Raw genomic sequence first — 16,460 nt, forward strand, 5'->3', positions numbered from 1 at the left:
CTCCACAGCCGGATCCGGCCAGTCCCAATGCGTGTCCTAATCCTCGCGGGGCGGCGTCTTGCCGCCTCGATCCCGACCCTGATCCTGATCCTGATCGGCGTCTTCCTGCTGCTGCAGCTCGCACCCGGCGACACGGTCGATGCGCTGATGGCACAGATGGGCGGCGGCGATGCCGCCACCGCCAGGCAGCTGCGCGAGTTCTACGGGCTTGACCTCTCGGTCTGGGCCCAGCTCGGCAACTATCTCTGGCGGCTGGTCCGGCTCGATCTCGGCTTCTCCGCGATCTATGGCAAGCCGGTGGCGACGGTGATCGCCGAGCGGCTGCCGGCGACCATCCTCCTGATGACCGCCTCGCTCTCCTTCGCCTTCTTCTTCGGACTGATCCTCGGCGTCGTCGCGGCGCGCGGCGTCAACACATGGCCGGACACGCTGATCTCGACTCTCGGCCTGATGTTCTATGCGATGCCGACCTTCTGGTTCGGGCTGATGGCGATCGTCGTCTTCGCGATCTACCTGCAATGGCTGCCGGCCGGCGGCTTCGAGGACATCACCGTGAGCTATACCGGCTTGCGGCGGACGCTCGACATCTCCCTGCATCTCGTCCTGCCGACGCTGACGCTCGGCCTGTTCTACATGGCGATCTATCTGCGGATCATGCGCGGCTCGATGCTCGAAGTGCTCAATCTCGACTTCGTCCGCACGGCGCGCTCGAAGGGCATGGACGAGACGCGTGTCGTGGTGCGGCATGTGCTGCGCAACGCGCTCCTGCCGATGGTGACGCTGATCGGCCTGCAGGCCGGCACCATGCTCGGCGGCTCGGTCGTGGTGGAGAGCGTATTCTCCCTGCCGGGGCTCGGGCGCCTCGCCTATGAATCGGTGATCCAGCGCGACCTCAACACGCTGCTCGGTATCGTCTTCGTCTCGGCGCTGCTGGTGATCGCCGTCAACTTCATCGTCGATCTGCTCTATGCCCGGCTCGACCCGCGCATCACGACCGGGAGCTGAGCCATGGACCTGGTGAAGCTCTATGTCCGCAGCCCACCGGCCGTCATCGGCCTGGTGCTGCTGATCCTCGTCCTCGCCATGGCCGCGAGCGCTGACTTCCTTTATCCGCGCGATCCGCTGGCGCTCGCCGGACGGCCGCTGATCTGGCCGTTCAGCAATCCGCGCTTCCTGCTTGGCACCGACAATTCCGGCCGCGATATCGCCGCCCAGATCTTCCATGGCGCCCGCATCTCGCTCCTGATCGGCGGCGTCGCGACGGTGATCTCGGTCATGATCGGCATCACCATCGGTGCGCTCGCGGGCTATTACGGTGCTTTCGTTGACACCGCGCTGATGCGCGTCACCGAGGCGTTCCAGACCCTGCCGAACTTCCTGCTGCTGCTGGTGCTGGTCGCGGTCTTCGGCTCGACCATCACCACCGTGACGGTCGCGATCGGCATCGTCTCCTGGCCGGCCTCGGCTAGGCTGACGCGGGCCGAGTTCCTCTCGCTGCGCAACCGCGAATTCGTGCAGGCGGGCCGGACGCTCGGCCTCAAGGATATGAGGCTGATCTTCGGCGAGATCCTGCCGAACGCGCTGCCGCCGGTGATCGTCTATGCCAGCGTGGTGATGGCGATCGCGATCCTGCTCGAAAGCGCGCTCGCCTTCCTCAAGCTCTCCGACCCGAACGTCGCTTCCTGGGGCAATCTGATCGGGGCCGGCCGCGACGTGCTGCGGGTGCAATGGTACGTCTCGGCCATTCCCGGCATCGCCATCCTCGTCACCGTGCTCGCCGTCTCGCTGGTCGGGCAGGGGCTCAACGACGCCCTCAATCCGAGGCTGAAGAGCCGATGAGCCCGATCCTCGTCGTCGACGATGTCAGCGTGAAGCTGCCGGCTGGCGGCGACCGCTCGCACGCCATGGAAAAGGTCTCGCTCACGCTGGCGGCGAACGAGATCCTCTGCGTCGTCGGCGAATCCGGCTCCGGCAAGTCGATGACCGCCAACGCGATCATGCGGCTCCTGCCCGGCGGCGTCAGCATCGACGGCGGCCGCATCCTGTTCGAAGGGCGCGATCTCTGCGGGCTGGACGAAGCCGAGATGCGCAAGGTCCGCGGCGCCGGCATCGCCATGATCTTTCAGGAGCCGATGACGGCGCTCAACCCGCTGCGCAGCATCGGCGACCAGATCGGCGAGATGTTCGAGCTGCATACGGAACTGTCGACGGCCGAGATCAAGGTCCGCACGCTCGCTTTGCTCGAGGAAGTGCGCATTCCCGATCCGGCGCTCGCCTTCAAGGCCTATCCGCACGAGCTTTCCGGCGGCCAGCGCCAGCGCGCCATGATCGCGATGGCGCTGGCGCTCGACCCCAAGGTGCTGATCGCCGACGAGCCGACGACGGCGCTCGACGTCACCACCCAGGCGCAGATCCTCAAGCTGATCCGTGACCTGCAGCGCCGCAAGGGCACGGCGGTCCTGTTCATCACCCATGATTTCGGCGTCGTCGCCGAGATCGCCGACCGGGTCGTGGTGATGAGCAAGGGCCATGTCGTCGAGCAGGGCGAAACCGCTGCCGTGCTCGGCAACCCGCAGCACGCCTATACCCGCCAGCTGATCGCGGCTGTCCCACCGCTCAAGGCGCCGCCACCGCGGCCTCTGTCCGACGAGCCGATCATGACGATTGGCCATGTCTCGAAGACTTACCGCACCGGCGGCTTCCTCGGCCGTGGCCAGCGCGTCACCCATGCGGTCAAGGACGTCTCGCTGGTGCTGCCCAGGGGCGCGACGCTCGGCATCGTCGGCGAATCCGGCTCGGGCAAGTCGACGCTGGCGCGCTGCCTCGTGCGGCTGATCGATCCGGAAAGCGGCGAGATTCGCCTCAACGGCACCGATCTCGCCAAGCTGAGCCGCGAAGAAATGCGCGCGGCGACACGCGATATCCAGATGGTGTTCCAGGACCCGTTCGCCTCGCTGAACCCGCGCCGCAAGGCCGGCGAGGCGGTGGCGCAAGGGCTGATCGTGCACGGCATGGCGCGGCCAGAGGCCTTGGCGCGGGCGAAGGAGCTGTTCGGGCTGGTCGGGCTCGATCCGGCGGCAACCGAACGCTATCCGCACGAATTCTCGGGCGGTCAGCGCCAGCGCATCGGCCTCGCCCGGGCGCTCGCGCTGGAGCCGGCGGTGCTGGTCGCCGACGAGCCGGTCTCGGCGCTCGATGTCTCCGTGCAGGCGCAGGTGCTGAAGCTCCTTGCCGAATTGCGCCAGCGCCTCGGCCTCTCGATCGTCTTCATCACCCATGACCTGCGCGTCGCGGCGCAGGTCTGCGATCTGGTCGCGGTGATGAAGAATGGCGAGGTGGTCGAAGCCGGGCCGATAGGCATGGTCTTCGGTCAGCCGCAGCACCCCTATACGCAGGCGCTGCTCGCCTCGATCCCGGGCCGGGAGTTCGGGAACGTGCAAGGGCTCCGTCGAGAGGCAATAGGCTGATCGGCGGACGATGGGCGCAGATCCGCGGAGGCCGAGGCGCCGCTCGTCGGCGCAGTCCGGTCGCGGTGGCCGCTGTGGCATTGCAGGCCTCAAGCCCCGCCGACTAGGGCCTCGTTCAGACCCCATCAGCTTGCTTCGCGGAGACCTCTACCCAGGTCAGTGCCGGAGCGCTCTCACTGCCAGTGGTGCGAGCTTGTGTGCTCGAGGAATATTTCGAGCAGTGATAATCCAATATACCAAATTAAATTTGAATGCAGGGAAGGAATAATCACAATCAGCGAAGCAATATTGGGAGGCGACGAGATGGATGCGGCGAAACACCTCGCACGACCCAAGCATATCGGCGACGTTGATGTAGCAATCATTGGGTCGGGACTTGGCGGGCTGGCTTCGGCTGCGCAGCTGAAGCAAGCGGGCTTCTCCAACATCGCCGTCTTCGAAAAGGCCTCCGGCCTCGGCGGGGTCTGGCAGGCCAACAAATATCCGAACGTGGCCTGCGATACGCCGATCGATCTCTATTCCTTTCGCTTCTATCCGGGGGCGAAGTGGACGACGAACTTCGCTCCGGGCAGCGAAATCCTCGCCTATCTCGGGGACCTCGCCGAGACCTATGGTCTCCACGACCTCATCCACTACAACGCCGAGGTGACCTACGCCGCCTGGAACGACGCCGTTGGCCGCTGGCGTGTCGCCACAGCCGACGGGCGCGCCTTCAACGCCCGCTTCATCATCTGGGCGGGCGGCATCTTCTCGCAGCCGACGGTTCCGAAAATCCCCGGGCTTTCCGCCTTCGCAGGCGAGACGCTGCACGCCGGCGACTGGTCGCAGGCGGTGTCGATGGACGGCAAGCGCGTCGCCATGGTCGGCAGCGGTGCGACGGCCATCCAAATCGTGCCCGCTGCGGCCGCCATTGCCGCCCGGCTGATCAATTTCGTCAGGACCCCATCCTATGTGATGGCGCGGCCCGATCTCTTCTTCGATCATGAGACGACCGACGCGCACAAATTCGCCGAACAGCAGCGCGAACGCCGGGACGTCTGGTTCGAACGCTTCGAACTCATCGCGAAGGGCCGCTTTCCGATGAACGAGGCGCTCATCGCGCAGCAGGAGGCGGAGTGGCGGAGGTATTTCGAATCCGTCGTCTCTGACCCGCGCCTGCGACAGATCCTGGCCCCGGATTACCGGTTCGGCTGCAAGCGCCCGCTGTTCAGTAATGCCTATTACCCGGCGATGATCCAAGACAACGTCACTGTCGTCGGTTCCGGCGCGGCGGCGATGACGCCGGATGGGATCGTCGACACCGACGGCACCGAATACAAGATCGACATGGTCATATGGGCGACCGGCTTCGATCCCGCGGCGATGCTGGGCGGGCTGAAGGTCACCGCCCGCGACGGACGGGAGCTTTCGCAGTTCTGGGGCAGGGCGCCCGAGGCCTATTACGGAACGCTGGTCAAAGGCTTCCCCAACCTCTTCGTCATCAACGGCCCGAACGTCTCGGGCGCATCGGCTACCGAGTTCATCGAGGCGCAGCTCAAGCTGGTGATCGGGGCGCTGGAGCGCCTGCGGGAGAACGGGGCGAGTGTCGTTGAGGTGACGGCCGAGGCACATGATGCCTTCAACTGCGATATCCAGGCGCGGGCGCAGAACAGCGTCCTGGTTCGTGGCAGCTGCAATTCCTATTACCGTGCTGGCGGCACCGGCAAGGTGATCACCCATTGGCCGGGGACGATCGAGGCGTTCCGGACCGAAATCGAGCGCGAGGCTGCGGCAGGACTGAGCTTCGGCGGAACCTTCGCAGGTCCCGCCCTGACGGCCGCCGAGTGACGGCAGGGAGAAGCGCCATGCCGCTGCATCCGGTCGTCGCGAAGATCTGGGAGCTCCAGAAGAAGAACCTGGGCGCCCCGCCGCTCTGGTCGCTTCCCATTGCCGAGGCGCGCAGGGCGTTCTCGGCGGCGCGGCCGGCCTTCGGCAGCGGTCCCGAGCTTGCTTCGGTCACCGATCGAACCGTCCATGCGAACGGGCGCTCCGTCACCGGCAGGCTCTACGTTCCCACCGGGGAGCTCGTCGGCCTGTGTGTCTATTTCCATGGCGGCGGCTGGACCTTGGGAGCGCTCGACGATTTCGATGCGCTCGTCAGGACCCTGGCGCATAGGAGTGGTAGCGCGGTCTTCTCGGTAGATTACCGCCTCGCGCCGGAACATCCCTTTCCCGCGGCGCTCGAGGACGTTAGGACGGCGCTCCACTGGGCCGGCGCCGAGGGCTTGTCGGAGCTCGGGCTCGGTCCCGGTCTGATCGTCGCCGGCGACAGCGCCGGCGGGAATCTCGCTGCCGCCGCGGCGCTGGAGCTTGGGAGCCAGCTCGATATTCGCCTGCAGGTTCTCTTCAATCCTTGCGTCGATGTCGATCCGGGAACCGAGAGCTACGCCCGCTACGGCGAGGGCTACCTTCTCACCCGGCAGGATATGGCGTGGTTCGTCGACAATTACGCGGCCGGTGCCGACCCCACGGATCCGCTGCTCGCCCCCTTGCATTGGCCCGATCTTTCGCAGGCGCCGGCGGCCTGGATCGGCATCGCCGAATTCGACCTGCTGCGCAGCGAAGCGGAGGCGTTTGCCGAGCGGATGCGCGCGGCCGGACGGGGCGTCGAGCTCCGGCATTGCACTGGCGTGATGCACGGCTTCGCGCGCCTGCACAATCACGTCGACGTGGCCGACCAAGCGGTCGCTGCCGCGGCCGGGGCGATGCGGGCTGCCTTTTGAGGGAACGCCGACGGCTGACGTCGTCGCGGAGAGGAGACGAGCATGTCGAATGTCGTGATCGTAACGGGCGGCACCGGGTCCATCGGCACCGCCATCTGCGAGGAATTCGAGAAGCGCGGCCTGATCGCGGTCGCAGCCGACATGGCGGCCGCCAGCGTGCCGGGGAACCGCGCCTTCGTCGCCTGCGACCTGACCAAGCCCGAAGACGTCCATCGCCTGTTCGACGAGGCCGCCAAGCTCGGTACCCTGACCTGCGTCGTGATCGCGCATGGCATCCTCGCCGAGACACCGGCGGGGCAGGCCGACCTGGCGACGGTCGGCAGGGTTCTCGACATCAACTTGAAGAGCGCGGCCTTTGTCTGCGAGGTCGCCAGCCAGCGCCTTGCCGACAATGGCACGATCCTGATGATCAGCAGCGCCACCGCATTCCTGGGCCGCATCCGCAATGCCTTCGCCTATCAGGCGAGCAAGGGCGGGATGGAAGCGATGACCAAGGCGATGGCGATCGCCTGTGCGGCGCGTGGCATCCGCGTCAACGCGATCGCGCCCGGCTTCGTCTCCGTGACGATGAAGGGCGGGGAAGAGCTGCGCCGGCGACAGGGCGGAGAAGAAGCCGCCAGCAAGCTCGTCCCGCTCGGCCGTCTCGTCTCTCCGCAGGACGTCGCGCGCGGGGCGGCATTCCTGTGCTCATCCGATGCAGCTCTGATAACAGGTGAAGTTCTTCACATCGATGGCGGGCTTTCGGCGTTCTGACGCCGGACAGGAAAGGATCGGGCACATCATGCCAATGATCGAGCTGCAGGCGAACGACGGGCACGTCTTCTCCGCCTATCGCGCCGAACCGACCTCCATGCTTCGAGGCGGCATCGTCGTCGTCCAGGAGATTTTCGGGGTCAACGAGCATATCCGCGACATCTGCGACAGGCTCGCCGGCGAAGGCTACGCGGCCATCGCTCCGTCGATCTTCGACAGGCAGGCGCGGGGCTTCGAGACCGGCTATTCGCCGGCAGAGGTCGAGCGGGCCAAGACGTTCATCCCCAATCTCGATTTCGACGGCTGCCTGCGCGATGTCGATGCCTGTCGCGAGGAGCTGTCGAAGCTCGGCCGTGTCAGCATCGTCGGCTTCTGCCTCGGGGGGACGATCGCCTTTCTCGCGGCGACGCGCCTTGGCGGCTTTGCGGCGGCGTCCTGCTTCTATGGCGGCATGATCCAGCGTTTCGCCGACGAGGTGCCACGCTGCGCAACCGAGCTCCACTATGGCGCCGACGATCAGTCGATCCCTGAAGCTAACTATCGCGATGTCGCAGCGCGGCGTCCGGACGTCTCGCTCTTCGTCTACGAAGGCGCCGGCCACGGCTTCAATTGCGACAGGCGCGCCAGCTATGCGCCAGTGGCTGCGAACCTGGCCTGGTCGCGGGCCTTGGACCTGTTCGGGAGCAAGGTGGCGAGCCCGTAAGACAGGCCGCGAACTAGCGGGATCCGTTCAGATCTTGAGTTCGATCGAGCGGATCTTCTCGCGCATCCAGACATGTCCTTTGTCGGGGTCCTGGCGCTTGTGCCAGATCATGCGCTGACGGCTGATCTCGGTTTCGAAGGGCAGATGCAGCCAAAGCAGGCGCTCGCGACAGAGAGGCGGGGCCGCGGGCTGCGGCACCGCCGCCACCAGCCTGGTTCCGGGGATCAGCTCCGAGAGCACGGAAGTATGGGGCAGGGTCAGCGCGACACGCCGGCTCGCACCGTCCAGGGCGCGTTCGACCGGGTTGGTGTTGAGGCCCGCGCCGCGCGGGACGACCTGGACGTGAGGCAGTCCGATGAAGGTCTCGTAGGGGATGACATCCCCCTGTCGCAGTCCGAGGCGCGCTGCGTGCTCCGCGCAGATCACCGCGACATAGATGCACGAGCCGATCTGCTCCTGGCGAAAGGACTCTGCGATCTCGACGCGCCCGATGGCGAAGTCCGCCTCGCCGTTGTCGAGCAGCTTTTCATATTCCTCGCTGGGAGCCTCTATCACCCGCAGATCGATGAACGGGGCTTCCCGGGCCAGGATCTGCAGGAGCGCCGCGATATAAGTCTCCTCGCCAACGTCCGTCGTGATGATCGTGAAGCGGCGCCGGGCGACGGCAGGGTCGAAAGACAGGCTCTGCGTGACGCCGGCCCTGATCGTCGCCAGGCCATCCTGCACGGGCGTCGCGAACGAGATGGCGAGCGGCGTCGGCTCCATGCCGTTGCGAGTGCGCACGAACAGCGGATCGTCGAGCGCGGCTCGCAGGCGATTCAGCGCGTTCGACACCGCCGATTGCGTGATGTGCAGGCGCTCTGCGGCCAGGGAGACGCTGCGCTCCCGCATTACGGTTTCGAACACCCGCAGCAGGTTGAGATCCAACAGGTTGATGTCCCGCATGGCTCGGTCCTGCATTTACAGCATTCATAACTCTCCTCAGGTCTATCAGCGTAAAGCGCGTGGGGCGAGCTTCGTCTTCTCCGGAAGGCTTCTGCGCGCTCGGGCGGCCACCAGCGGGGCTGCGGCGAATTTGGCCCGCGTCTCTTCTTGCCGGAATTCACAATATCAATACTGGCTATTCTCGAATAAAATTTGCGTGTTATCGGTTGCGGCATCACTCTCAAGATACGGGAGCGGGCGCGCGAGACGCAATACACCGATCGACTGTCGATAACGACGGTGCGCTCGTGTCGGGCGGCTATCCCGACATCCCAGGATCATAATTCCAAATAATATCCTTGGGAGGATGGCATGACAGTACAGAACCTGGGCGCGCTGAGCGGCGGCGTCGTGGATATCGGTTCCAGACGCCGGCGTTATGTCGTGATCACCAGCATCGGGAATATCCTCGAGTGGTACGACTTTACTGTCTACGGATTTCTCGTCGCCATCTTCGCGCGCCATTTCTTTCCGGCTGAAAACGAGACGACCGCGCTTTTGGCGACCTTCGCCGCGTTCGGCGTCGGCTTCGTCGCTCGTCCCCTTGGTGCCATTGTCTTCGGCCGGCTCGCCGACCTGAAGGGGCGCAAATTCGTGCTGCTGATCGCGATGTTCCTGATGGCAGGGGCATCGCTCCTCATCGGCATCGCGCCGACCTTTGAAAAAGTCGGCATCCTGGCGCCGATCATCATCGTCCTTGCGCGCCTGGTCCAAGGCCTGTCGGCTGGCGCCGAGTTCGGCGGCGCCGCGGCCTTTCTGATCGAATGGGCCCCGGATTCCCGCCGGGGATTCTTTGCGAGCTTCCATCAGGTCGGGACCTATGGCGGCCTGCTGCTTGGCGCCGCCGCGGTGGCGACGCTGTCGACGCTGCTCACGCCGGAGCAGATCGATCAGTGGGGCTGGCGCATCCCGTTCATCGCCGGCGGCCTGCTCGCCGTGGTCGCTCTCTACATGCGGCGGCATGTCGACGAGACGCCGCGCTTCCAGCAGGCGCCCGCGGCAGCGGCTCGACACGCGGCTCCCGAGACCGGCTCGGTCGTGGTCGCGGTCCTGCAGTCGGTCGGCATCGTCACCCTGTGGTCCGTCACGGCCTTCGCGACCATGGTCTATCTCACCACCTACACGCAGCGCTTTGGCGGCCTGTCGCCGAAGCAAGCCCTTTGGTCGACGGCGACGGCGACGATGCTCACCGTGCTCCTGATCCCGCTCGCCGGCGCGATCTCGGACCGCGTCGGCCGCCGCTCGGTCATCTGGTGCAGCGTCGTGGCGTTCATCCTCCTGCCCGTTCCCGTCTATAGCCTGATCGTTGGCGCCCCCGGATTTGCGATGATCGTGCTGCTTCAGGTTGCCCTCGCCATCCCGACGGCACTGATCGCCGGGGTGGGGCCGGCCCTGATCTCCGAGCTTTTCGCCACGCGCCACCGGGCGACGCTCGTCGGCATCTCCTCGGCGATCGCGATCACGGTGTTTGGCGGATTCGCGCCGTTCTTTTCCACGCTCCTGGTCGCCCAGACCGGCTCGCCGGTGGCCCCGGCCTACTATGTCGTCGCCGCGGCCCTGCTGACCGGTCTGGCGTTGCTGACGGTTCGTGAGACCGCCTACGACCGGCTTCGTTGACCTCCAGAACGAGGCGAACATCCCGCGGCGCGTCGCCCTTAGGGCGGCGCGCCGTCGGCTTTGCCCGGAACACATCTAAGCGAAGTGGCACCGGTCGGACGACGAAACTGCGTCAAGGCGTAAGTTCCGAAACCTGACGCCGCGAGCAGCGCTGCCGCTGCCAGTCCGCAACAGAAAAAGCCGGTGCCTGCTTTGAGAGCAGGCACCGGCTTCTTGTCGTCGATGGGCGAACCTGGCGCTCAGCTCAGGCCGCGAGCGCCGCCTGCGGCAGGGAGGGCTTGCCGAGGATCAGGTCGGCCGCCTTCTCCGCGATCATCATCACGACGGCGTTGATGTTGCCGCCGACGAGGTCGGGCATGACCGAGGCGTCGACGACGCGCAGTCCGTCGACGCCGACCAGCCTGAGCTCCTGGTCGACGACGCGGCGCGTATCCTGCGCGGCGCCCATCCGGCAGGTTCCCGCCGGGTGATGCACCGTCACCGAGGTCGACCGGATGAAGGCGTCGAGCGCCTCCTCGTCCTGGACGGCGCGGCCCGGAGCGTTCTCCTGCTGGATGTGGCCGGCCATCGCCGGCTGGTTCATCGTCCTGCGCAGGATCTGCAGGCCTTCCCGCAAGGTCTCGCGGTCGCGCTCCGAGGTCAGGAAATTCGGCGTGATCTTCGGCATCGCGTCGGGATCGGCGGAAGCGAGCGTTACCGAGCCGGTGCTTTCGGGCCGCAGCAGTGCGACCCGGCAGCCGAACCCGTCCGGAAGCGGCTGGATGAAGGGCGGAAGATAGGGGCGGGCCGGGAAGGGGGCCGCCAGGAACAGGAACTGGATGTCCGGTGCCACCAAGTCCGGCCGGGTCTTGAGGAAGGCGGTCACCCCGATCGGGACGTCGGAAGCGAAGCCGTCCTTGCGCAGCAGCGATTTGAGCATGGCCAAGGCGAGCCGGTCATAGCGCATCTCCTGCTGGAACCAGCTCGGACTCTTGCGGCGATAGCTCGCCATCACCGAGAGGTGGTCCTGCAGGTTGCTTCCGACATGCGGGTTGGCGATCCGCACCGCGATGCCATGCGCCGCCAGCTGCTCGGGGTCGCCGATTCCGGACAGCATCAGCAGCTTCGGCGAATTGATCACGCCGGACGCCAGCAGAACCTCGCGCCGGGCCCGGGCAAGCTGGACGCGGCCGCCCTGGCTGAAGCGGATGCCGGTGGCGCGCCCACTTTCCAGCTCGATCCGGTCGGCGCGCGCGCCGACGACGACGCGCAGGTTAGGGCGTCGCAGGGCAGGGCGGAGATAGGCTGTGGCGGCGCTGTTGCGGCGCCCGCCATGGATCGTCTCCTGGATGAAGTCGAAGCCTTCCTGCTGCGCGCCGTTGTAGTCGGATGTCACCGGGTAGCCGGCCTGCCGGCCCGCCTCGATGAAGTCGCCCAGGATGCCGTCTTGATAGCGGGTGCGCTGCACGCGCAAGGGGCCGTTGCTGCCGCGAAACGCATCGCCGCCGCCTTCCCAGGTTTCGGACCGGCGGAAATAGGGCAACACGTCGGCATAGGACCAGCCGTCGAGGCCCGACTGCGCCCAGCGGTCATAGTCGCTGCGGTGGCCGCGGACATAGGCCATCACATTGATCGAGGAGGAGCCGCCGATCACCCGCCCGCGGGCGCATTCGATGCCCCGGCCGTCGATGCCGGGGTCGGGCTCCATGAAGTAGCCCCAGTCGTGCAGGCGCTCGGGGAAGATCTTGCCGATGCCGACAGGGATGTGGATCAGGGGATCGCGGTCCCATTGCCCGGCCTCGAGCAGGAGGACGCTGGCGCCTCCTTCCGTCAGCCGGTTGGCCAGCACGCAGCCGGCGGAGCCTCCCCCTACGACGACGAAGTCGTAGGTTCCGGCGTCGTGGATGGATGGATCGAGGGGCATGGTCAGGAGGTCGCCTCGGAGTTGACGGCCGGTGTGAGCGGCCGCTGCGAGAGCCAGAGCTTGAACAGCAGGACGAAGACGCCGCCGATGAGGGCGGCGCCGCCCGCGCCGAACATGATCTGGCTCGGCAGCATCCCGGCCGCGAGCGTCTGGCCGACGATGAAGGGAGCGCAGACCTGGCCGAACCGCCCGATCGCCATGCTGAGGCCGACGCCGGTCGCCCGGATGGCGGTGGGATAGATCTCGGCGGCGAGCGCTATGGCGCCGGCGGTTCCGATGCCGAGGAACAGGCCGACGAGGCCGATGAACGCCGCTGCCGCCGGAATGGAGGCGACGTTGTAGCCGAGGCCGATGGTCGCGACCGCTCCCAGCACGAAGGCGGGAACCATCGTCGGGACGATGCCGAAGCGCTGGATGCAGCGACCCGCAATGGCCTGTCCGATGAAGGCGCCGAGGCCATTGAAGGCGACGACGAAGGCGGCATCGGCCGGCGTGACGCCGTTCATTCCCATCAGCGCCGGCGTCCAGAGCACGACGATGGTGAGGATGCCGAAGCCGACGAAGAAGGGGACCCAGAGCAGGAGCGTGCCGGCGGCGCGACCGTCGTGGAAGACGGAGCCGAACGAGGTGCGCTCGGCCTTGTCGCCGTCGGCGGTCAGGATCGTGCTCTCCGAGACCGAGGCGATGCCCATGCGCTGCAGGATCCTGCGCGCAGCCGTCGTGTCGTTGCGCCGCACGATCAGGAATTTGAGCGATTCCGGCAGCCAGATCGCAAGAATGACTGCGATCACCAGCGGCAGGACGCCGCCGATATAGAAGATCGCCTGCCAGCCGAAATGCTCGATCAGGCGCGAGTTCACGAAGGCGCCGACCATCGCCCCGAGCGGGAAGGAGGACCACATCAGCGTCACGCAGGTCGCCCGGTGGCGCTCCGGTGTATATTCGGCCGTCAGCGAGATGAAGCAGGGCGTCGCGCCGCCGAGCCCGATGCCGGCGAGGAAGCGGTACAGCAGCAGCGTGTTGAACGACTGGGCGAAGGCCGTGAGCAGCGTGAAGATGCCGATCAGCACGGCCGCGAGGATGAGGAGCCGTTTGCGCCCGACCCTGTCGGCGATGGCGCCGAACCCAACCGCGCCGACGGCGGCGCCGAGCAGGCCGGCCGAGAAGACCGGACCGAGCTGCGGAATGGTCAGGCCCAGCGACTTGGCGATGAAGGGCGCCGCGACGCCGATCGACTGAGTGTCGATGCCGTCGAAGAAATTGATCATGCCGCAGAGGGCGATCACCGTGATCTGCAATCGGCTGAATGGCCGCTCGTCGATGATCCGCGAGACGTTGAGCGCGTTGGGCGCCATGGCAGTTCCTCCCTGAAGCGTCACTTGTCGACCGCGGGCCATGCCGGCCGCTCGATCGCGTGAAGTCATTCGGAGTCATGCGGAACGGTGATCCGGCGCCGCTCGTGCGGTCATCGCGGCAGCCGGTCCGCACTCCTCCGTCTATATAGTGAGCATACGTAAAGTACGTATACTGTCAATTATATCACCGAACGATCTGCCGCGGTCCTGATCGGGGTCGGCGAGCAGTCTCAAAGTCAGCGGTCGTCAGATATTGACAGCTAACTGATGATCAGTATGCTGTCAATAATTGAATGCGAAAGCCCACATCGCGCCGGTCGTCCGGCTTTCGATGCGCGATGGCGGGCTTCGAGAAACGGGAAGCCGACCATCCCGGGTCGGCTCGAGGAGGAGCGTCCGATGAACTACGTGACCCGGGCCGATCGCATGCTGATCGGCGGCGAGCTCGTCCATGCCAGCAGCGGCGAGTTCGATCTCTCCATCAATCCCGCGACGGAGGAGGTCATCGGCCGGGTGCCGCGCGGCACGGCCGAGGATGTCGATCGCGCCGCCAAGGCTGCCGATGCCGCCTGGCCTGACTGGTTCGCGCTGACCCCGCTCGCCCGCGGCCGGGCCATGCGCGACTTCGGCAAAGCCCTCCTCGCCCGCTCGGAGGAGATCCTCAAGGTCGAGGTCGCCGATACCGGCAACACGATCACGCCGATGCGCGGCGATGTCGGTTTCGCGGTCGACAGCCTCGATTACTATGCCGGCATCACCCATGAGCTGAAGGGGCAGACGATCCCCTCGACGCATGAGAACATCCACATCACCATGCGCGAGCCCTATGGCGTCGTCGGCCGCATCGCGCCCTTCAACCACCCCCTGATGTTTGCGGTGGCGCGGACCGCAGCGGCGCTGGCGGCCGGCAATGCCGTCCTCGTCAAACCGCCGGAGACCAGCCCGCTCTCCGCGATGATCCTGTCGGAGATCGCCAGGGACGCTTTGCCGCCCGGCGTGTTCAACATCGTCACCGGCGACGGGCGGACGGTCGGCAACAGCATCGTCCAGCATCCGCTGATCAAGCGCATCGCCTTCATCGGCTCGCCGCAAACCGGCCGCGCGATCCAACGCGCCGCCGCCGAGGTCGATGTCAAGCATGTCAGCCTGGAGCTGGGCGGCAAGAACCCGTTCGTCGCCTTCCCGGACGTCGATCCCGACGAGATCGCGGACGCGGCGGTGCGCGGCATGAACTTCGCTTGGCAGGGCCAGTCCTGCGGTTCGACCAGCCGCCTCCTGCTGCATGCGGACATCTACGACGCCGTGCTGGAGCGTGTCGTCGAGAGGGTCCGGGCGATCCGCATCGGCGACCCGCAATCGCCCGAAACCGGCATGGGCCCGCTGAATTCGCGCGCCCAGCTGGAGAAGGTGCTGTCCTTCTTCGATAGCGCCAGGACGGATGGGACGCGCCTGATGACCGGCGGCAAGCGCCCCGCGGGCGAGATGTTCGCCAGGGGCTTCTGGGTCGAGCCGACAGTCTATGCCGATGTCGAGCCGGGCATGCGGGTCTGGCGCGAGGAGGTGTTCGGGCCGATCCTGTCGGTCGGCAAATGGACGACCTTCGACGAGGCCGTGGAGAAGGCCAACGGCACGGAATACGGGCTGACGGCCGCCATCTGGACCAACAACATCAACGACGCCCTGCGGATGGTGCGCAAGATCCGCTCCGGCCACACGTGGATCAACGGCTCCTCGGCCCATTTCATCGGCGTTCCGTTCGGCGGAATGAAGAGTTCCGGTGTGGAGCGCGAGGAGGGCATCGAGGAGATGCTGAGCTACACGGAAACGAAGACGATCAACATCATGCTGCCGCGACGCTGAGGAGAACGGAGCGGGCGGCGATGCAGGTGGTTCGCCGCGGTTGCGTCGAAACAGGCCACAGTTACCTGTGACAATGGCGCGGTGCTGGTGGCCGCTGCCCGCATCGGGCCAATATCTGGAAGGGACGCTATCGCGACGTCGATGCCCGACCAGTTCTCAAGGCGTGGGCCCAGTCGGCCCGGTCATTGATCTCGGCCCGCCTTGCGGCATGCTCCCAATCATAGGCGATGGCGTAGTGCTCGACCGCGACCGCAGCCGTCATGTCCACGACAGCGAAACGTGCATGCGGTGCACCGTTTTCCGAGAGGTGGATGCTCGGCTCGGTGGCGTGATAGGCGGGGTTGCCGACGCTGCCGGGATTGACGACGACGGTGCCGTCATCGAGCCGCAGCAGGCGCGGTTGATGGCTGTGACCGCACAGGACAATGGGGGCGCCGGCGGGGCCGAGCAAGGCCGCGACGGCCTCCGGGCCGGCGGCGACCAGCCGCCCGCCTTCGATCGCGTCGAGGAGATAGGTGTCGTCGTCCTTCGGGCTGGCATGGACGCAATACGCCCCGCCGACCTCGAGCTCGAATGGCAGTCCGGCCAGCCAGCCACGCGCCTCGGCATCGAGGTTGCGCCAGGCATAGCTGTCGGAGGCGCCGAGCCCATCCGGGGAGGTCGCACCGAGCGCCCGATCATGGTTGCCGCGGACATGGCTCATCGCGCTGGCGCGCAGCAGCTGCACCGTCTCCGCCGGCCAGAGCGGACCGGAGGCGCAGTCGCCGAGATTGACGACCCGGTCGACGGAGAGCCCGGCGAGGCTGGCGAGCACCGCTTCGAGCGCCGGCAGGTTGCCGTGAATGTCAGCGATGACGCCTAGCCGCATGTCGCAAATCCCGAATCCCGAGCCGGCTCAGTGCCGGCCGGTCCAGTGATGGCGTGTCTCGGACCGCAGGCCAAGGCCCGGGACGGTCACGCGTTCCATGGCATTGACCAAGTCTTGACGTTAGTGAAGGACTTCATGGCCTCGACGACGCCCTCCTTGTAGCCGAGGCCGGAGTCCTTGATGCCGCC

Annotated in this window: 13 protein-coding genes; 9 read left to right on the forward strand and 4 right to left on the reverse strand. The window is 66.4% G+C overall.

What is annotated here, in order from left to right; all coding sequences use genetic code 11:
• Window positions 1-27 precede the first annotated feature (27 nt).
• The 7 genes from AC3WLC_RS29935 to AC3WLC_RS29965 all read left to right on the forward strand — a co-directional run bounded on the left by AC3WLC_RS29935 (window position 28) and on the right by AC3WLC_RS29965 (window position 7,685).
• Window positions 28-1,005 (forward strand): ABC transporter permease, encoded by a 978-nt coding sequence (locus AC3WLC_RS29935; protein WP_493687544.1) that lies wholly within the window; start codon window positions 28-30, stop codon window positions 1,003-1,005.
• Between the two features lie 3 nt (window positions 1,006-1,008).
• Complete coding sequence (locus AC3WLC_RS29940) at window positions 1,009-1,839, forward strand: ABC transporter permease (protein WP_493687545.1); 831 nt, start codon at window positions 1,009-1,011, stop codon at window positions 1,837-1,839.
• Window positions 1,836-3,467, forward strand: coding sequence for an ABC transporter ATP-binding protein (locus AC3WLC_RS29945; protein WP_493687546.1), 1,632 nt, complete (start codon window positions 1,836-1,838; stop codon window positions 3,465-3,467). The genes AC3WLC_RS29940 and AC3WLC_RS29945 overlap by 4 nt, the downstream gene beginning before the upstream one ends.
• Before the next feature lie 195 nt (window positions 3,468-3,662).
• Window positions 3,663-5,294 (forward strand): flavin-containing monooxygenase, encoded by a 1,632-nt coding sequence (locus tag AC3WLC_RS29950; RefSeq protein WP_493687547.1) that lies wholly within the window; start codon window positions 3,663-3,665, stop codon window positions 5,292-5,294.
• A gap of 17 nt (window positions 5,295-5,311) precedes the next feature.
• Complete coding sequence (locus AC3WLC_RS29955) at window positions 5,312-6,229, forward strand: alpha/beta hydrolase (RefSeq protein WP_493687548.1); 918 nt, start codon at window positions 5,312-5,314, stop codon at window positions 6,227-6,229.
• Window positions 6,230-6,271: 42 nt separating this feature from the next.
• Entirely contained in the window at window positions 6,272-6,982 is a 711-nt protein-coding gene (locus AC3WLC_RS29960) for an SDR family NAD(P)-dependent oxidoreductase (RefSeq protein WP_493687549.1), read from the forward strand.
• A 28-nt stretch (window positions 6,983-7,010) separates the two neighbouring features.
• Window positions 7,011-7,685, forward strand: coding sequence for a dienelactone hydrolase family protein (locus AC3WLC_RS29965; protein ID WP_493687550.1), 675 nt, complete (start codon window positions 7,011-7,013; stop codon window positions 7,683-7,685).
• 27 nt (window positions 7,686-7,712) lie between these two features.
• On the opposite strand, the gene AC3WLC_RS29970 is transcribed toward AC3WLC_RS29965, so the two are convergent.
• Window positions 7,713-8,630, reverse strand: a complete 918-nt coding sequence (locus tag AC3WLC_RS29970; protein ID WP_493687551.1) for a LysR family transcriptional regulator — start codon at window positions 8,628-8,630, stop codon at window positions 7,713-7,715.
• A gap of 351 nt (window positions 8,631-8,981) precedes the next feature.
• Between AC3WLC_RS29970 and AC3WLC_RS29975 the strand changes: the two genes are divergently transcribed.
• Entirely contained in the window at window positions 8,982-10,286 is a 1,305-nt protein-coding gene (locus tag AC3WLC_RS29975; RefSeq protein ID WP_493687552.1) for an MFS transporter, read from the forward strand.
• A gap of 244 nt (window positions 10,287-10,530) precedes the next feature.
• On the opposite strand, the gene AC3WLC_RS29980 is transcribed toward AC3WLC_RS29975, so the two are convergent.
• Together AC3WLC_RS29980 and AC3WLC_RS29985 are read right to left on the reverse strand one after the other, a co-directional pair.
• Window positions 10,531-12,189 (reverse strand): GMC family oxidoreductase, encoded by a 1,659-nt coding sequence (locus AC3WLC_RS29980; RefSeq protein WP_493687553.1) that lies wholly within the window; start codon window positions 12,187-12,189, stop codon window positions 10,531-10,533.
• Between the two features lie 2 nt (window positions 12,190-12,191).
• Window positions 12,192-13,544: an MFS transporter gene (locus tag AC3WLC_RS29985; protein ID WP_493687554.1), complete on the reverse strand. Its 1,353-nt coding sequence runs from the start codon at window positions 13,542-13,544 to the stop codon at window positions 12,192-12,194.
• 399 nt (window positions 13,545-13,943) lie between these two features.
• On the opposite strand from AC3WLC_RS29985, the gene AC3WLC_RS29990 reads away from it, so the two are divergent.
• Window positions 13,944-15,404, forward strand: coding sequence for an aldehyde dehydrogenase family protein (locus tag AC3WLC_RS29990; protein WP_493687555.1), 1,461 nt, complete (start codon window positions 13,944-13,946; stop codon window positions 15,402-15,404).
• Between the two features lie 127 nt (window positions 15,405-15,531).
• On the opposite strand, the gene AC3WLC_RS29995 is transcribed toward AC3WLC_RS29990, so the two are convergent.
• Window positions 15,532-16,272: a metallophosphoesterase family protein gene (locus AC3WLC_RS29995; RefSeq protein ID WP_493687556.1), complete on the reverse strand. Its 741-nt coding sequence runs from the start codon at window positions 16,270-16,272 to the stop codon at window positions 15,532-15,534.
• Window positions 16,273-16,460 lie beyond the last annotated feature (188 nt).

It is taken from the genome of Allobosea sp. GW821-FHT03A12 (assembly GCF_058986765.1).